The 17966-nt window shown below is 74.0% G+C and carries 10 protein-coding genes; 3 read left to right on the top strand and 7 right to left on the bottom strand.

Features of this window, described 5'->3' with window-relative positions:
- Positions 1–49: 49 nt before the first annotated feature.
- Positions 50–5113 carry an ExeM/NucH family extracellular endonuclease gene (locus ACERUN_RS02780; protein WP_370288156.1) on the top strand — a complete coding sequence of 1688 codons (5064 nt, stop codon included), beginning with the start codon at positions 50–52 and terminating at the stop codon, positions 5111–5113.
- 152 nt (positions 5114–5265) lie between these two features.
- Positions 5266–5571, top strand: a complete 306-nt coding sequence (locus ACERUN_RS02775) for a helix-turn-helix domain-containing protein (RefSeq protein WP_370288155.1) — start codon at positions 5266–5268, stop codon at positions 5569–5571.
- Between the two features lie 60 nt (positions 5572–5631).
- Here ACERUN_RS02775 and htpX read toward each other — a convergent pair whose 3' ends face one another.
- The 6 genes from htpX to ACERUN_RS02745 form a co-directional block, all read right to left on the bottom strand.
- Positions 5632–6504 (bottom strand): zinc metalloprotease HtpX, encoded by an 873-nt coding sequence (gene htpX, locus ACERUN_RS02770; protein WP_370288152.1) that lies wholly within the window; start codon positions 6502–6504, stop codon positions 5632–5634.
- Positions 6505–6580: 76 nt separating this feature from the next.
- The gene (locus ACERUN_RS02765; protein WP_370288151.1) at positions 6581–7444 is read right to left on the bottom strand and encodes a DNA-formamidopyrimidine glycosylase family protein; all 864 of its coding nucleotides are present in this window, start codon (positions 7442–7444) and stop codon (positions 6581–6583) included.
- Positions 7437–12134: an ATP-dependent helicase gene (locus ACERUN_RS02760; protein WP_370288149.1), complete on the bottom strand. Its 4698-nt coding sequence runs from the start codon at positions 12132–12134 to the stop codon at positions 7437–7439. Before ACERUN_RS02760 ends, ACERUN_RS02765 begins: the two co-directional genes overlap by 8 nt.
- Positions 12135–12196: 62 nt before the next feature.
- Positions 12197–12904, bottom strand: coding sequence for an NUDIX domain-containing protein (locus ACERUN_RS02755; RefSeq protein ID WP_370288147.1), 708 nt, complete (start codon positions 12902–12904; stop codon positions 12197–12199).
- Positions 12901–13494 (bottom strand): isochorismatase family protein, encoded by a 594-nt coding sequence (locus ACERUN_RS02750; protein WP_370288146.1) that lies wholly within the window; start codon positions 13492–13494, stop codon positions 12901–12903. The genes ACERUN_RS02755 and ACERUN_RS02750 overlap by 4 nt, the downstream gene beginning before the upstream one ends.
- Positions 13495–13529: 35 nt before the next feature.
- Positions 13530–14867: a nicotinate phosphoribosyltransferase gene (locus ACERUN_RS02745; protein WP_370288145.1), complete on the bottom strand. Its 1338-nt coding sequence runs from the start codon at positions 14865–14867 to the stop codon at positions 13530–13532.
- Between the two features lie 67 nt (positions 14868–14934).
- Between ACERUN_RS02745 and ACERUN_RS02740 the strand changes: the two genes are divergently transcribed.
- Positions 14935–16521: a class I SAM-dependent DNA methyltransferase gene (locus ACERUN_RS02740; RefSeq protein ID WP_370288144.1), complete on the top strand. Its 1587-nt coding sequence runs from the start codon at positions 14935–14937 to the stop codon at positions 16519–16521.
- Here ACERUN_RS02740 and ACERUN_RS02735 read toward each other — a convergent pair.
- Positions 16473–17966, bottom strand: a 1494-nt coding sequence (locus tag ACERUN_RS02735; RefSeq protein WP_370288143.1) for a hypothetical protein, incomplete at its 5' end; no start/stop codon positions are given. The genes ACERUN_RS02740 and ACERUN_RS02735 overlap by 49 nt on opposite strands.

Here is a 17966-nt window from a genome sequence, read left to right as displayed (position 1 = left end):
CGGGCGTGCGGCGGCCCATGACCTCGTCGATCCACTCGGAAGATCCCTGATGCGTCCTGCGAACAGACTGCTCTGCGGTGCCCTCGGCACCGCCCTCTCCCTCTCCGGCCTCACGGCCCTCGCCGCTCCCGCGGCGCAGGCCGCGCCCGACGGCTCGGGCCTCGTCATCTCGGAGGTGTACGGCGCCGGTGGCAACAGCGGCGCGGTGTACAACGCCGACTTCGTCGAGCTGGCCAACCCCACCTCGAGCGCCGTGTCCCTCGACGGCCTCGCCCTGCACTACCGCTCGGCCGCTGGTGGCTCGGGAGGTGCGCCGCTCGCGCTGCGCGGCTCGGTGCCCGCCGGAGGCCACTACCTCGTGCAGATGAGTGCCGCGGGCACCACCGGCAAGGCCCTGCCGACGCCCGACGCCACGGCGTCCTACACGATGGCCGCCGCCGGTGGACAGGTCGCGCTGCAGCGCGGCACGACCGTCGTCACCGCGACCGGCGACATGGCCGGTGTCGACGGCATCGTCGACTTCTTCGGTGCTCCGGGCGCCGCGAGCTTCGAGAAGCGCCCCTCCGCCAGCGCGGCGACGGCCGCGAAGTCGCTCAACCGCACCGGAACCGCCGGCGCCGGCGACAGCGACGACAACGCCGCCGACTTCGTCCTCGCCGACCCGACGCCGACGGCCTCCGGCACCGGTGCCCCGGTCGACCCGCCGGTCGACCCGCCCGTGGAGCCGGGCACGCCCGTCGCGATCGCCGACATCCAGGGCAGCGGCACCACCAGCCCGCTGGTCGACAAGAGCGCCACGACCGAGGGTGTCGTCACCGCCGTGTACCCCACCGGCGGCTTCAACGGCTTCTACATCCAGACCGCCGGTGCCGACACCACCCCGGGTCGCTCCGACGGCCTGTTCGTGTTCACCGGAACCGCCGGCAGCAAGCTCGAGGGCCTCGCCGTCGGAGACTCCGTGCGTGTCGCGGGCACGGTGAAGGAGTTCGGTGGCCTCACTGAGCTCGACGTCGCCGCCGGCAGCGTCACCGAGATCGCCTCGCTCGGCGCCGTGGTGCCCAACACGGTGGTGCCCGGCACGGACTGCGCACTGCCCGGCACCGGCTGCGCAACGGCCGCGCAGATCGACGCCGCCCGCGAGGAGGTCGAGGGCGAGGCCTTCGCCCCCACCGCCGCCCTCACCGTCACCGACGTCTACGACGGCTCGGCCTCCAACCCGCCGAGCGCCCCCTCCGGCAACCACTTCGGCGAGATCGGCCTCGCCGTCGGCGACCAGCCGCTCATCACGCCCACCGACGTGATCGACGCCCAGGACACCGCCGCCATCGCCGCACGCAAGGCCTACAACGACGCGCACCGCATCATCCTGGACGACGGCTCCAGCACCACCTACTGGAACACCTCCAACACCGCGGCCGGCAAGGACTCCCCGCTGCCGTACGTCACGCGCGACCACCACGTGCGGGTGGGGGCGAAGGTCACCTTCGACGCCCCGGTGGTGCTCGACTACCGCTTCGGCTGGAAGCTGCAGCCCCAGCGCCAGGTGGTCGGCAAGCCGACCGGTCTGGTCACCTTCGAGCAGAACCGCCCGGCCGCCCCGGCCGCCGTCGGCGGTGCACTGAAGCTCGCCACCTTCAACGTGCTCAACTACTTCACGACCCTGGGCAAGGACGTCGCCGGCTGCACCTCCTACAAGGACCGCACCGGCACCCCGATCGCCGTGAACAGCTGCCCCGGCAACGGTCCGCGCGGCGCCTGGGACCAGGCGAACTTCGAGCGCCAGCAGGCCAAGATCGTCGCCGCCATCAGCACCATCGACGCCGATGTCGTCTCGGTCGAGGAGATCGAGAACAGCCTCGTCGTCGACGGTGCGGGCACGCCCCGTGACGAGGCGCTCGCCGCGCTCGTGGCGGCGCTGAACGTCAAGGCCGGCGCCGGCACCTGGGACTACGTGCGCTCGCCCGCCGAGGCCTCGGCGCCGGAGAACATCGGCTACCAGGACGTCATCCGCACCGGCTTCATCTACCGCACCGCCTCCGTCGAGGTCGACGGCGCCGCCCGGATGCTGTTCGGCGACCCGGCCTTCGACAACGCCCGTGAGCCCTTCGCGGCGATCTTCAAGCCGAAGGGCGGCGCCGACGCCAGCCGCTTCGCGGTGATCGTCAACCACTTCAAGTCCAAGGGATCCGGCACCGACGACGGCACCGGCCAGGGCAACGCCAACCCCGACCGCGTCAAGCAGGCCAACGCGCTCGCCGCCTTCGCCGCCGACGTGTCGGCCCAGCGCAAGGTCGACGCCGTCTTCCTCGCCGGTGACTTCAACGCCTACTCCAAGGAGGACCCGATCCAGGCCCTCGAGGCGGCGGGCTACCGCCAGCTCGGGGCCGAGGGCAAGTACTCCTACAGCTTCGACGGCCAGTCCGGCTCGCTCGACCACGTGCTCGCCAACCCGGCCGCGGCGAAGCTGGTGACCGGCGCGGACGTCTGGGAGATCAACGCCAACGAGACGCTGTACAACCAGTACTCGCGCTACAACTACACCGGCACCGACCTCTACGCGCCGGACCCGTTCGGCGCCTCCGACCACAACCCCGAGGTCGTCGGCATCAACCCGGTCGCTGCTCCGAGCACCGCCGACATCCAGGTTCTCGGCACGAACGACTTCCACGGTCGCCTGCTCGCCGACGGCGCGAACGCCGGCGGTGCGGCGGTGCTGGCCGGCGCGGTCGAGAAGCTGCGCGCACAGAACCCCAACACCGTGTTCGCGGCCGCCGGAGACCTGATCGGCGCCTCGACCTTCGAGTCCTTCGTGGCCAACGACGCGCCCACCATCGACGCGCTCAACGCCGCGGGCCTCGAGGTCTCCGCCGCGGGCAACCACGAGTTCGACCAGGGCTACGAGGACTTCGTGGGCCGGGTGCAGGACCGTGCGAAGTGGACGTACATCGGCGCCAACGTCGAGGAGCCGGCCGGTCGTGACGACCTCGCCGAGACCTGGACCAAGGACATCGGTGGCGTCACCGTGGGCTTCGTGGGTGCTGTCACCGAGGACCTCCCCACCCTGGTGAGCCCCGGGGGCATCCAGGGCGTCACGGTCACCGAGGTGGTCAAGGCCACCAACCAGGCCGCTGCCTCGCTGCGCGCCGGCGGCGCCGACGTCGTCGTCCTGCTCGTGCACGAGGGTGCTGCCGACACCAGCTGCACCTCGGCGCAGTTCACCGACCCCGGCACGACGTGGGGCAACATCGTGCAGAACGTCTCGCCCGACGTGGACGCGATCATCTCCGGTCACACCCACAAGGCCTACAACTGCGCGATCCCGGTGAAGAAGTGGGCTGACGACGGCCGCGCCGTCACGACGCGACCGGTCGTCTCGGCCGGCCAGTACGGCACCAACCTCAACAAGCTCACCTTCAAGGTCGACGTCGCCACCGGCCAGGTGAAGGCCGCCGACCAGGCGATCCTCAGCCTCACCGACGGCAGCTGGACGCCCGACCCGGCCGTGCAGAAGATCGTGGACGACGCCAAGGCGGCGGCCGAGGAGCTCGGCCGCCGCCTGCTCGGCAAGCTCGCCGGCCCGTTCAACCGGGCCAAGCTGGCCGACGGCACCACCGAGAACCGCGGTGGCGAGTCGACGCTGGGCAACCTGGTGGCCGAGGTGCAGCGCTGGGCCACCCGCAACCCGGAGTCGGGCTCGGCGCAGATCGCGTTCATGAACCCCGGTGGACTTCGCGCCGACCTCGCCGGCACGCTGCCGGCCGAGGGCGGCGATCGCACGCTCACCTACAAGCAGGCCGCCGTCGTGCAGCCCTTCGCCAACACCCTGGTCAACCTCAAGCTGACCGGCGCGCAGATCAAGACGGTGCTCGAGCAGCAGTGGCAGCGCACGAGCACGGGCACCGTGCCCTCGCGCCCGTTCCTGCGCCTCGGTGTCTCGAAGGGCTTCACCTACACCTACACCGAGGAGCCCGTCACCGTGGCGGGGGCGGCCACCACCCAGGGCACCGTCACCGGCATGTGGCTCGACGGCAAGCCGATCGACCCGGCCGCGACCTACTCGGTCACGGTCAACCAGTTCCTCTCCACCGGCGGCGATAACTTCTTCGAGTTCGCCAAGGGCGCCACGCCGGTCGACACCGGCAAGGTCGACCTGCAGGCGATGGTCGACTACATGGCGCAGTACGCCACGACCCCGCTCGCGGTGGACGCCGCCCAGCGCGCGGTGCGCGTGGAGTTCCCGGCCGACGCCCCGTCGTCCTACGACCCGGGTGCCCCCGTGCGCTTCACCGTCGGCTCGCTGGCGATGACCGCTCCGGGCGATGCCAAGGACACCTCGCTCGAGGTGCGCCTGGGTGAGCAGGTGCTGGGCACGGTCGCGGTCGACAACACCGTGGGCACCACGCCGTCCGACCAGAGCGGCACCGCCTCGGTGGACGTCGTCCTGCCGGCCTCGATCTCGGGCGGTGCCACCGAGCTCACGCTCGTCGGCACGACCACCGGCACCCGCGTCACCGTGCCGATCGCCGTCACCGAGAAGGCCGAGCCGAGCCCGCTGGTCAACACCGCGCTGCCGACCGTGGCCGGCACCGCCCGCGTCGGGGCGACGCTGGTGGCCCGCCCCGGCACCTGGGAGCCCGAGGCCACGGCCTACCGCTACCAGTGGCTGGTCGACGGACGCGTCATCGCCGGAGCCACCGGCGCGACGCTGCGAGTCACGCGGGCGATGCTGACCCACCGCCTGTCGGTGCGGGTCACGGCCTCGGCGGAGGGCAGCGCCTCGGCGACCGCGACGTCGCGGCCCACCGCCCCGGTGCAGCGTGGCCTCGCCACGGTGATCACGCGGGTCATCCCGGGCGGCAAGGTCGTCGCCGGTCGCACGAGGGTCAGCCTGGCCGTGCGCGTCGGCAACCCCGACGGCCTGCCCACCACCGGCCGCGTGCTGGTGCGCATCGGCACCAAGGTCTGGTCCGGTCGGCTGCAGGACGGTCGCGTCGTGGTGCCGCTCGGCGTGCTCCGCGTCGCGGGTCTGCGCGTGATCCACGTGCGCTACCTCGGCAACGACGTCGTCGGGCAGGGCACGGCGACCACGGCGGTGTCGGTTCAGCGCCGCTGAGCACCCCCACCGCCCGCCGCCTGGGGCCACGCCTCAGGCGGCGGGCGGTGATGCCGATCAGTCACCTGCGGGGCCATCGCGCCCGGAAGATCCACGCCTCCGGTAGCGTTGAGTCCACCACCCACGAACGGTGACACGGAGAGGAGCTCGAGATGGTGCTGTTCCGCCGCTCACTCGGCGACATCCTGCGCTCACGGCGCACCGAGCTCGGCCTCACCCTGCGCGAGGTGTCCGGCGCCGCGCGCGTCAGCCTCGGCTACATCTCCGAGATCGAGCGGGGCCAGAAGGAGGCCTCCTCGGAGCTCCTGGCATCGCTCTGCGACGCGCTCGAGATGCCGCTGTCCGACGTGCTCCGCGAGGTGGCCGACGCGGTGGCGCTGGAGGAGGCCGCCGCCGCGGTGCCCCTCACGCCGATCATCACGCGCCCGCGCGGCGACGTGGTCGCCTCCGCGGCCTGACACACGCACGAAGGCCCCGGCCGGATCGTCCGATCCGGTCGGGGCCTTCGTCGTCGTAGCTCAGCGACCAGCCATCTGCTCCAGCCGCGCGATGCGGTCGGCCATCGGCGGGTGCGTGGAGAACATCCGCTGCACGTCGCCCGCACGGAACGGGTTGGCGATCATCATGTGGCTGGCGTTCTGCAGCTGCGGGGTGGGCGCGAGCGGAGCGCGGGCGGTGCCGTGCTCCAGCTTGCGCAGCGCAGAGGCGAGAGCCAGCGGATCCCCGGTGAGGCGAGCGCCGTCCTCGTCGGCGTCGTACTCGCGGGTGCGGCTGATCGCCATCTGGATGACGCCCGCAGCGAAGGGCGCCAGCAGCGCGGTGAGGATGAGGACGGCCGGGTTGGGGCGGTCCTCGTCGTTGCCGCCGCCGAAGATCGAGGTGAAGGCGAGGAACTGCGCGACCGAGCTGATCACACCGGCGATGGCCGCCGCGATCGACCCGGTGAGGATGTCGCGGTTGTAGACGTGCATCAGCTCGTGGCCGAGCACGCCGCGCAGCTCGCGCTCGTCGAGCAGGGCCAAGATGCCCTCGGTGCAGCACACCGCCGCGTTGTCGGGGTTGCGGCCGGTGGCGAAGGCGTTGGGCGCCTGCGTGGGGGAGACGAACAGTCGCGGCATGGGCTGACCGGCGCGCTGCGACAGCTCACGCACGATGCGGTGCATGGCAGGCTGCTGCGCCTCGCTCACCGGGTAGGCGTGCATGGCCTTGATGGCGAGCTTGTCGGAGTTCCAGTAGCCGTAGGCGGTGGTGCCGACGCCGATCAGCGCGAAGATCCAGATGAAGGCCGAGCTGCCGGTGGCGCCGGCGATGAGGCCTCCGATGACCAGGAGCAGCGCGAAGATCGCGCCGAACAGGCCGGCGGTCTTCAAGCCGTTGTAGTGGCGGTGCATACCTGTGCAACGCGTGAGGGAGCCCTCCGCGTTCCGCGCCGGCCACGGACGAGATCGGCATCACGCGGAATCGCGCTCAGTCGCGGTAGGGCGAGCGCGGGGCACCGGGAGCGATGCGCAGCAGCTGGTCGGGGGTGACGTCGGCCGGGGTCGGCTGGCAGTGGGGGCACCAGTAGGTGGTGCGCACCTTGTCGGGCGGGCCGACCCGGCCGGCGAGCACGATCGTGCCGCACCGCTTGCAGGGCTGCCGGTTGCGCCGGAAGGCCCACAGGGGATCGCGCGGGTCGCCCGTGGTGACCGGCTCGCGCTGGCGCACCGCCGCCTGCAGCATCACCCGCACGCGATCGAGGAAGCGGCCCGGATCGGCGAGGTCCTCGACGCGTGCGAGCGGGCAGATGCCGGCGACGAAGCACGACTCGGCCAGCCAGATGGTGCCCATGCCGGCCACGACCCGCTGGTCGAGGAGGGCGTCGCCGAGCACGCGGTGCGGGTCGGCGGTGAGGCGGTGGATCGCCTCGGCCCGGTCGGCGGTCTCCCAGGGGCCGAGGAGGTCGGGGCCGAGGTGGCCGATGACGTCGTCCTCGGCGTCGGTGTCGAGCAGCTCGACGACGCCGAGGCGCAGGCCGACCATCGTGGCCGCGTCGGTGCGCAGCACGAGGCGGATGTCGGCGGGCGGTCCGGGCAGACGACCGCCGGGGCGCACGGTGCGCCAGCGGCCCTCCATGCGCAGGTGCGTGTGGATGGTCAGGCGACGAGCGTCGGGCATCTTGACCCGCGTGAGCAGGTGCTTGCCGTGGGTGCGGGTGCGCAGCACGGTGCCGCCGCGAAGGTCGGCGGTGGCCAGCTGCGGCACTCGGAAGTCGCTGGCGCGCAGCACGTGTCCGGCGAGCGCCCGGTCGAGTCGGTGGGCGGTGCGGCGCACCGCGTCGCCCTCAGGCACGCAACCTCAACCCCTTCGGCGTGGCGACGAATCCGGCGTTGGCGAGGGCCTCGCGCAAGGGGGTCGAGGTGCCCAGGAGCGCCTCGCCGTCGGCCTTCTCGACCGTGAGGCGCCCCAGCCCGCCGGTGCGCGCCGTCGTGGCGAGAGCCTCCGCGGCCGCCGCCAGGCGGTCCGCCTCGTCGCTCCAGGTGAGCACGGTGCGCCCGCCGCGCTCGAGGTAGAGGGCCGGCTCGCCGTCCACGAGGACGACGACCGCCCCCGCCTTGCGTCCGGGTCGGTGACCGCCCTCGGCGCCGCCCTGCACCTCGGTGAGCGTGGGTGGCCAGGGCAGGGCCGCGCCGTAGGGGTTGGCGGGGTCGGTGGCGGCGATCGCCACGCCCACCGGCTTGGTGCCGGGGGCCTCGTCGGAACCGGCACGGCTGAAGGTGCGCAGCCGGTCGACGGCACCGGCCGTGCCGAACTGTGCGGCGCCGAGCCCCTCGACGAAGTAGCCGCGGCGGGTGCGCCCGGACTCCTCGAAGGCGCTCAGCACGCGGTAGACGCCGGCGAACCCGCCGGGCACCCGCTCGCCCATCACCGCGCCTCGGGTGACGATGCCGTGGCGCTCGAGCAGCTGCTCGGCCTGCGCGTGGCCGCGGCGGGTGGGGTCGGCGTCCACCTCGGGCAGCAGCGACCAGCGGCCGGCGGTCTCGGGGGGACCGGCCATCAGCACGGCGCGACCGGCGCGGGGCGGACGACCGGGGCGGCTGGTGCGCGCGGGGCGCGCCGGGCCCCGACGGGTGGTGCGGTGGGCGGTGCGGCCGCCGCGCTGCAGGGCGCGCAGCGGCGTGAGGGTGTCGTTGGTGATGTGACCGCTCCAGACCAGTGCCCAGAGCGCAGCGGAGATCGCCTCGTCGGAGGGCACGTCGGGTCGCAGGTCGGGGTCGGTCGACTCGGCGATCACGGCGCGCACGACCTGGTCGGCCACCTGGCGGAAGAACCACGCTCCGCCGGGCGCGAGGACGTCGAGCACCCGCTGCTGCAGCGGGTCGTCGACGGCGCCGGGCACCGGCAGGGTGAGGTGCGCCTGGTCGGCCAGGTGCCGCGACACCCAGCCGTCGTTGCCGGGCAGCGCGCCGTGGCCGGCCCAGAGCACCTCGCCGGTGGCGGTGAGCTCGTCGAGCATCGAGGGCTCGTAGTCGCGCACCCGCGAGCTGAGGATCAGGGACTCGAGGCCGCTCGCGGGCACCACCGTGCCGGCGAGCTGCTCGATCACCTGCAGCACCCCGTCGACTCCGCGGCGGCCGCGACCGGTGTCGAGGCTCGTGCGCAGCTGGTGCCAGGCGACGGTGAAGCGGGCCAGCGCCGCCGGCTCGACCGGCTCGATCTCGCTGCGCAGGCGTGCCAGCGAGCGACGACGCAGACGACGCAGCACCTCGACGTCGCACCACTCCTCGCCCGCGCCGACGGGTCGGAACTCGCCGCTGACGACGCGACCGCGCGCCTCCAGGCGCTGCAGCGTCAGGCGGACGACGGCCACCCCGAGCCCGAGCCGGTCAGCGACTTCTTCGGGCAGGAATGGGCCGTGGGTGCGGGCGTAGCGGCCCACGAGGTCGGCGAGGGGGTCGTCGACCGGTTCGGTGAACGCCGAGGGCGTTCCCGGGGGCACCGGGACGCCGAGCCCGTCGCGCAGGCGGGCGACGTCCTCGACCCCGGCCCAGGCGTCGCGCGACCCGACCCGCACCGCGACCGCGCGGCGGGCGGCGACGAGGTCGTCGAGCCAGGTGGCGAGCGGGGCGTCGTCCACGCTGCGGGCGCGCAGCTCGTCGAGGTCGAGCGGGCCGAGCAGGCGCAGCAGGTCGGCGACGCCCTCGGCGTCGCGGGCGCGTCGTTCGGGCAGGGTGCGCTGCAGCTCGGCCTCGACCTCCACGAGCACCTCGGGGTCGAGCAGCTCGCGCAGCTCGGCGCGCCCCAGCAGCTCGGCCAGCAGGCCCTGGTCGAGGGTGAGGGCGGCCGCGCGGCGCTCGGCCAGCGGGGAGTCGCCCTCGTAGACGAACTGGGCGACGTAGCCGAACATCAGCGTGCGCGCGTAGGGCGAGGGCACGGTGGTCTCGACGTCGGTGAGCGCGACCTCGCGCTGCTGCACGCGCCGCAGGAGGTCGACGAGGCCGGGCAGGTCGTAGACGTCGTTGAGCACCTCGCGCACGGTCTCGAGCACGATCGGGAACGACGGGTAGCGCGAGGCCACCTCGAGCAGGGCGGCGGCGCGCTGGCGCTGCTGCCACAGCGGGGAGCGGCGTCCGGGATCGCGGCGGGGGAGCAGCAGGGCGCGGGCAGCGCACTCGCGGAAGCGCGCGGCGAAGAGTGCCGAGCCGCCGACCTCGCGGGTGACGACCTCCTCGATCTCGTCGGGCTCGAAGGCCACGAGGTCGGCACCCGGCGGCTCGGCGTCGGTGTCGGGGATGCGGATGACGATGCCGTCGTCGGAGGCCATGGCCTGGCCGTCGACGCCGAAGCGCTCGCGCAGCCGGGCGTTGATCGCCAGCGCCCACGGTGCGTGCACGGCGGTGCCGTAGGGGGAGTGCACGGCCAGGCGCCAGTCGCCGAGCTCGTCGCGGAAGCGCTCGACGAGCACGGTGGCGTCGCTCGGCAACACCTGGGTGGCCTCGGCCTGCTCGCGCAGGTAGGTGACGAGGTTGGTGCTCGCGTTGTGGTCGAGCCCGACCTCCTCGGCGCGCGCCCGCGCCTTGTCGTCGGGCAGCGCCGCGAGCTCGCGGGTGAAGGCGCCGATGGCGGCGCCGAGCTCGGTGGGGCGACCGGCGGTGTCGCCCTTCCAGAAGGGCAGGCGGCCGGGGACACCCGGAGCGGGGGTGACGATGACGCGGTCGTGGGTGATGTCCTCGATGCGCCAGCTGGTGGCGCCAAGGGCGAACACGTCGCCCACGCGGCTCTCGTAGACCATCTCCTCGGCGAGCTCGCCGACGCGGCGGTTGGTGCCCTCGCCGGCGAGGAAGACGCCGTAGAGGCCGCGGTCGGGGATCGTGCCGCCGCTCGTGACCGCCAGACGCTGGGCTCCCGGGCGGCCGGTGATGCGGCCGGTGACGCGGTCCCAGGTGATGCGCGGGCGCAGCTCGGCGAACTCGTCGCTGGGGTAGCGGCCGGCGAGGAGGTCGAGGACGGCGTCGTAGGCACCGCGCGGCAGGTGGGCGTAGGGGGCGCTGCGGCGGACGAGGTCGAAGAGCTCGTCGACGTCCCACTCCTCCAGCGCGCAGGCGGCGACCACCTGCTGGGCGAGGACGTCGAGCGGGTTGGCCGGCACCGAGAGGGCCTCGATGCCGCCGGTGCGCATGCGCTGCACCGCCACCGCGGCGGGCACGAGGTCGCCGCGGTGCTGGGGGAAGAAGATGCCGCGGGAGACCTCGCCGACCTGGTGGCCCGCGCGACCCACGCGCTGCAGCGCCGAGGCGACGCTGGGCGGCGAGGCGATCTGCAGGACGAGGTCGACCGCGCCCATGTCGATGCCGAGCTCGAGGCTGCTCGTGGCCACCACCGACGGCAGTCGCCCGGCCTTGAGGTCGTCCTCGACCTGGGCGCGCTGCTCCTTCGACACCGAGCCGTGGTGGGTGCGGGCCAGGATCGGCGACGCGCCCGCGCTCGCCCCCGACTGGGCCATCACCTGCGCCGGCGGCTCGACGTCGTCGGCACTCTGCTCGGCCGCGATCTCGTTGAGCCGGGCCGTGAGCCGCTCAGCCGTGCGGCGCCCGTTGGTGAACACGATGGTGGAGCGGTGCTCGCCGATCAGGTCGGCGACCCGCTGCTCGACGTGCGGCCAGATGCTCGGGCGCGGGGGTGGGGCGGTGGGGTCGAAGAGCTCCTCGCCGTCGAGGTCGTCGTCGACCTCGGCGTCGGCATCGTCGTCGTGGTCAGCCCGGTCGGCTCGGGCGGCAGTGGGCGCCGCGTTGAGCGCCGTCATGTCCTCCACCGGCACCTCGACGCGCAGGTCCCACTCCTTGTGGATGGGCGGCGCGACGACGTCGACCGGCGCAGCGCCTCCGAGGAAGCGCGCGACCTCCTCGGTGGGTCGCACGGTGGCCGACAGACCCACCCTCTGGGCGGGCCGGGCCAGGAGGGCGTCGAGCCGCTCGAGGCTGAGTGCCAGGTGCGCTCCGCGCTTGGTGCCGGCGACCGCGTGCACCTCGTCGACGATCACGGTCTCGATGCCGCGCAGGGTCTCGCGCGCCTGGCTGGTGAGCATGAGGAACAGCGACTCGGGGGTGGTGATGAGGACGTCGGGGGGCGCGCTGACCAGGCGTCGGCGCTCGGCCGCGGGGGTGTCGCCCGAGCGCGTGCCGACTCCGATCTCGGGCAGCGCGGGCAGCCCGAGGCGGGTGGCGGTGTGCCGGATGCCGATCAGGGGCGCGCGCAGGTTGCGCTCGACGTCGACCGCCAGCGCCTTGAGCGGTGAGACGTAGAGCAGCCGCGTGCGGTGGGTCTTCTCCTCGGGCGGGGGCGTGGACAGGAGCCGGTCGAGTCCGGCGAGGAAGGCGCTGAGGGTCTTGCCCGACCCGGTGGGTGCGACCACCAGGGTGTGCCGGCCCTGCTGGATCGATGCCCAGGCACCGGTCTGCGCCGGCGTCGGCTCGGCGAAGGCTGCGCGGAACCACTCCCGGGTGGGCTCGCTGAAGGAGGCGAGGGCGTCGGTCGTGGGCACCCGACCATCTTGACCTACGGCACCGACAGCGCCGGTCGTCCCGGTCGCGCCGTCCGGACCCTTCAGCCCCGTGTCATCGGCGGCGAGATGGTGCGGGCGGGTCCGCGCCGGTAGAGCAGCGGCGGGCGTCCGGTGCGGCCGTCGCCGGAGCCGATGGCGGCCGTGGGCGTGACGAACCCGTCGGTGCCGAGGACCTTGCGGCGGAAGTTGCCGAGGTCGGGCGGGGTGCCCCACACCGCTGCGTACACCCGGCGCAGCTCGGGCAGCGTGAACGGCTCGCTCACGAACTCCGTGGCCAGCGTCGTGTACTCCAGCTTCGCGCGCACCCGCTCGCGGGCGTCCAAGAGGATCTCGCGGTGGTCGAAGGCGAGCTCGGGGCTCTCGGGGCCGGCGTCGCCCTCGAGGAGGTCCTCGACCACCCACCAGCGAGCGTCGGCGGCATCGGTGCCGGCGGCCGGCTCCGGGAGGTCGGGGGCCAGCGCCACGTGCGCGATGGAGACCACGCGCATGCGGGGGTCGCGGTCGGGAGCGGAGTAGGTGCGCAGCTGCTCGAGGTGGCCGTCGAAGCGCTCGACGCCCGTCTCCTCGCGCAGCTCGCGCCACGCCGCGGTCTCGGCATCCTCGTCGACGCCGACGAACCCGCCCGGCAGCGCCCAGGAGCCGCGGAACGGCTCCTCGCCGCGCTCGACGAGCAGCACGACGAGGGCTCCCTCGCGCACGGTGAAGACCGCGAGGTCGACGGCCACCGCGAACGGCGGGTGCGTGCTCATCGGCTCTGCTCCACCACGACGCCGGCCGCGGCCATCGCCTCGAGGGCGGCGGCTGAGCTGTCGGGCGCCACGCCTGCGTGCAGGTCGGCCAGCAGTCGGACGTCGAAGCCCACCGCGCGGGCGTCGAGCGCGGTGGCGCGCACGCAGTGGTCGGTGGCGATGCCGACGACGTCCACCTGCTGCACACCGGCCTCGCGCAGCACGTCGGCCAGCGCGCGATCGTCGTCGGTGACGCCCTCGAAGGCCGAGTAGGCGGGTCGGCCCATGCCCTTGACCACGTGCACGGTCACCGCGGAGGTGTCGAGCTCGGGCGCGTAGTCGGATCCCGGCGCGCCCTGCACGCAGTGCACGGGCCACGTGGCGACGTAGTCGGGGTCGTGGCCCGGCTCGGCGAAGTGGCCGCCGTTGGTGCCCTCGGCGTGGTGCCAGTCGCGGGAGGCGGCGATCACGGCGTAGTCGGAGGCGTGGGCGGCGAGGTGGGTGCTGATCCGCTCGGCGACAGCGCGGCCGCCGGCGACGGCGAGCGAGCCGCCCTCGATGAAGTCGTTCTGCACATCGACGACGACCAGGGCGCGGGGAGTGCTGCTCATGGGTGGTGTCCTCTCGTGGTGCTGGATGGGCGGGATCAGGAGGTGGGGCCGGCGGTGCAGCTGAGGTGCGCGGGCCCGGCGGCGACCGTGCGGGCCCCGGCGGGCAGGCTCGCCAGCGCCGCGGCGGCGTGGGCGCGTACGTCGTCCAGCTTCGGGCTGTGGACGACGGACCCGCCGCGCACCAGCGGCACCTGGGCGGCGACCACGCCCGGCTCGGCACCGGGTCCGGTGCCGTCGGGGCCCTCGGTGCCGTCGTGCGGCTCCCACCACTCGGCCACGAGGAGCCCGGCGTCGTCGTAGCGGCGCCAGGCGCGCTTGCGTCCGCCCTGCGAGGCCTTGTCGTGCGACTTCTTCGCCACCGGCCGCAGCCCCGGCTGCCCGTCGGCCCCGTCGGCCCCGTCGTCGATGGCGACGAGCTTGTAGACCATGCTCGCCGTGGGGTGGCCCGACCCGGTGGCCACCCGGGTGCCGACGCCGTAGCCGTCGATGGGGGCGTCGGCCAGCGCGGTGATGACGAACTCGTCGAGGTCGCTGGTGACGACGATGCGGGTGCTCGTGGCGCCGAGGGAGTCGAGCAGGGCCCGGGCCTTGGTGGACTCCTCGGCGAGGTCGCCGGAGTCGATACGCACCGCGCCGAGGTCGGTGCCGGCCACCTCGACCGCGGTGCGGATGCCCTGCTCGATATCGTAGGTGTCGACGAGCAGCGTCGTTGCTGCTCCCAGCGCCTCGACCTGGCTGCGGAAGGCCTCGGCCTCGCTGCGGTGGGCGAGGGTGAAGGCGTGCGCCGCGGTGCCGGCGGTCGGGACGCCGTGGCGTCGCCCGGCGGCGAGGTTGCTGCTGGTGGCGAACCCGGCCAGGTAGGCGGCGCGGGCGGTGGCGACCGCGGCCTCCTCGTGGGTGCGTCGTCCGCCCATCTCGATGAGGGGCCGACCCGCGGCGGCGTCGACCATGCGCGCGGCCGCGCTCGCGATGGCGGTGTCGTGGTTGAGGATGCTGAGCACGAGCGTCTCGAGCAGCACGCACTCGCCGAGGCGCCCGCGCACGGTGAGCACCGGGCTGCCGGGGAAGTAGAGCTCGCCCTCGCGGTAGCCGTCGATGTCGCCGCTGAACCGGAAGTCGGCGAGCCAGGCGGCGGTCTGCTCGCCGATCACTCCCTCCGCCTGCAGCCAGGCGAGGTCCTCGGCGGGGAAGGTGAACGCCTCGACCGCCTCGAGCAGGCGACCCAGGCCGGCCAGCAGGCCGTAGCGGCGGCCCTCGGGCAGCCGGCGGGCGAAGGCCTCGAAGACGGCCGGGTGCTCGGCGTGGCCGTCGCGCACGAACGAGTCGAGCATGGTCAGCTCGTAGCGGTCGGTGAGCAGTCCGGTGGGTGTCATGGCGACTCCTCGGTTTATAGTCACTATGACTATAACACGGCCCCGCGGGGGCCAGTACCCTCCGAGCATGCCGGACGCCGCCGAGCACCCCGCCGAGCTCGCGGCCGACGAGCACGCGCGGCGCCTCGCGCGCGAGCACCGCACCCGGCGTCGTCCGATGGGGGCCTTCTACACCCCTGACGACCTGGTGGCCTGGGTGCTCGACCGTGCGCTGCCGACTCCGGCGAGCGGGGCGCGGGTGCTCGACCCGGCCTGCGGCACCGGTCACTTCCTGGTGGCCGCGGCCCGACGGGTGGGGGTGGCGGGCGTCCACGGCTCCGACCTCGACGCCGACGCGGTGGCGATCGCCCGCCGCCGGCTGAGCGCGCTCGATCCGACGGTGTCGCCGGAGCAGCTCGAGCAGCAGGTCGTCGTGGCCGACGGCCTCGAGCACTGGCGTGGACGACGCTTCGACGCCGTGGTCGGCAACCCGCCGTTCCTGGGGCAGCTGCGCCGTGACACCGGCGGGCGCGCGGAACCGGGGCGACGAGCTCTGGGGGCCTACACCGACACGAGCGCGGTCTTCCTCCACGCCGCCCTCGACCTCGTCGAGCCGGGCGGCACGGTGGCGCTGGTGCAGCCCCTCTCGCTGCTGGCCGCCCGCGACGCCGGGCCGGTGCGCGAGCGCGTGCTGGCCGCGGGCGCCCTCACCGACTTCTGGACGACGCCTCGCCCCGTGTTCGAGGGCACCGACGTGCTCTGCTGCGTACCGGTGGTGCGCGTCGGGTCACCGGTGGGCGAGGGGCTCGTGGCGGATCCGGACCGCTGGGGGCCGCTGGCGGCGGAGGCGTTCGGCATCCCGGCGGTCGATCTCCTCCCGCCCTCCGGCGCGGGTGCGGAGGATCGCCCGGGGGTGGTGGGCGACCTCGCCACCTGCTCGGCCGACTTCCGCGACCAGTACTACGGCCTGGCACCGCACGTGCGCGAGGCGGGACCGGATCCTCGGCCGGGCGACGGCACGGCCGTGCCGCTCGTCACGGTCGGACTCATCGATCCGGCCGAGTGCCGCTGGGGGGTCGCGGAGGCCCGCTTCGCACGCCGCTCCTGGCAGGCGCCCGTGGTCGACGTCGAGGCCCTCGCCGCGGCCGACCCGCGCCTCGGCGCCTGGGCGCGAGGGCGGCTGGTGCCCAAGCTGCTCGTGGCCGGCCAGGGACGTGTGCTGGAGGCCGTCGTCGACCGCGAGGGCGCGTGGCTGCCGTCGGTGCCGCTCGTGAGCGTCGTGCCGCACGGAGGGCCGGAGGTGCTGTGGCGGCTGCTGGCCCTCACGCTCGCCCCGCCGCTGGTGGCGCACGCCGCCGCCCGGCACCTGGGCGCCGGTCTCTCCGCGGGGGCGGTCAAGCTCAGCGCCCGCCAGGTCGCGGCACTGCCGCTGCCGGCCGACGACGAGGCGTGGGCCGCGGGCGCCGCGCTCGCCCGCCGCGCGCAGGAGGCGCCGGCCGAGCGTCGTCCACGGGCGCTGGAGGAGGTGGCGCGCACGATGACGACCGCCTACCTGCCGGACGCGGGAGCCGGTGGGTCGCCGGAGGCGGACGCCGCCCTCGCGTGGTGGCTGGAGCGGCGGGCCGCTCAGCGACCGTCGGCGACGCGCACCAGGCCGCCCAGCGTGCCCACGTAGGCGGCTCCGTCGCGTCCGATGCCGATCGCTGCGTAGTGGTTGTTGTAGAGCGAGTTGCTGCCCACGTAGCGGCTCCACAGGGCCTTGCCCGTGCGGATCGAGAACGCGGTGAGGTACCAGGCGTCGGGAGCCAGCTGCCCGGACGGCAGGGGAGCCCGCAGCGGCACCTCGGCGGCGGTGGGGTGGGTGTAGCCGTAGACGACGCCGGTGGCCAGCGAGGCCTTCGACACCGACGACGGGATGCGGGCGGTGGTGTTGTTCCACCGCACCCGGCAGCCGCCGCGGCGGTAGTCGACGTCGACGCGCACGAGGCCGGGCTCGGTGTCGGGCTGGCGCAGACCGAGGGCCTGCAGCTTGTAGCCGTAGTTGTTCTCGGCGATGAGACCGCCCGGCACCGAGATCAGGCTGTTCTCGTCGGCGCTGCGACCGGCGGCGAAGACGGGCTGGCGGCACAGGGCCCGTCCGGGCCCGGCCTTGCCGCGGCGGAAGACGAGCAGGTGCATCCGGGGCTCGGCGTTGTCGAGGATCGCGATCGAGCCGCCGCCCGGCGACGAGGCGCTGCCGATGAGGGTGGGCGTCGTGCCGCTGCCCTGCGACACGTGGCTCGGCTTGACCCGTGTGCCGCGGTCGTAGGTCTGACGCCACGTCGTCACCGGTCGCCCGGCGCGCACGTCGAACCGGTAGAGCGCGCGGTCGGAGACCACGAAGACGCCGCCGGACTCGTCGATGGCGAAGCTGTTCGCGATCACCTCGTCCTTCAGCGTCAGGAAGCGGACGGCACCGCGAGCGTCCGCGAAGCCCACGCGGCCGCTCTGCGTGACGAACCACAGCCGGCCCGCCCAGTCGGGCAGCACGCTCTGCACCGAGGAGCCTGCGGCTGCTCGCGACAGGTCGACATCGCGCTGCACGGTGTAGGCACCGTTCTCGAGGGCGAGCACGAGCACGTGCGCCTGCGAGGTCACGACCACCGGCCGGTCGCGCTGGTCGAGGTAGAAGTAGCCGCCCGAGAAGTTGGTCGTGTCGACGCTGCCGCGGTTCGGCAGCGGGTAGGAGGCGATCGTCGCCAGGGTCGTGGGGTCGATCAGGCGCACGGTCGGGCGCACGAGCCCGACGCACACGGTGACGATGCGCCCGCGCGAGTCGAAGGTCTGCGACGCGCACTCCTCCTGGCCGAACCACGTGCTCGTGACGGTCGTGTCGACCCCGCGCGGGCCGCGGCGGGCGTAGGCGTCGCTCTGGTAGGCGTCGTTGTGGATGTTGCTGTCGTCGTTGCGCGCCATGAACGGGTGACGCGGGATCCGCAGGCTCGGCAGGGGCGCCTCGCTCGATGGCGCACCGACGAAGGGCTCGGCTAGCAGTCCGCGCGGATCGTCGGGGATGGGCACCGCCCCCGTGCCGTCGGCGGCGCGGGCGGTGCCGCCGACGGCCGGGAGCAGGGCGAGGGC

This window comes from Nocardioides sp. (assembly GCF_964229035.1).
Classification (GTDB): domain Bacteria; phylum Actinomycetota; class Actinomycetes; order Propionibacteriales; family Nocardioidaceae; genus Nocardioides.
Note: the sequence above shows the minus strand (reverse complement) of the source record. Positions and strands in the feature narration are given on the sequence as shown.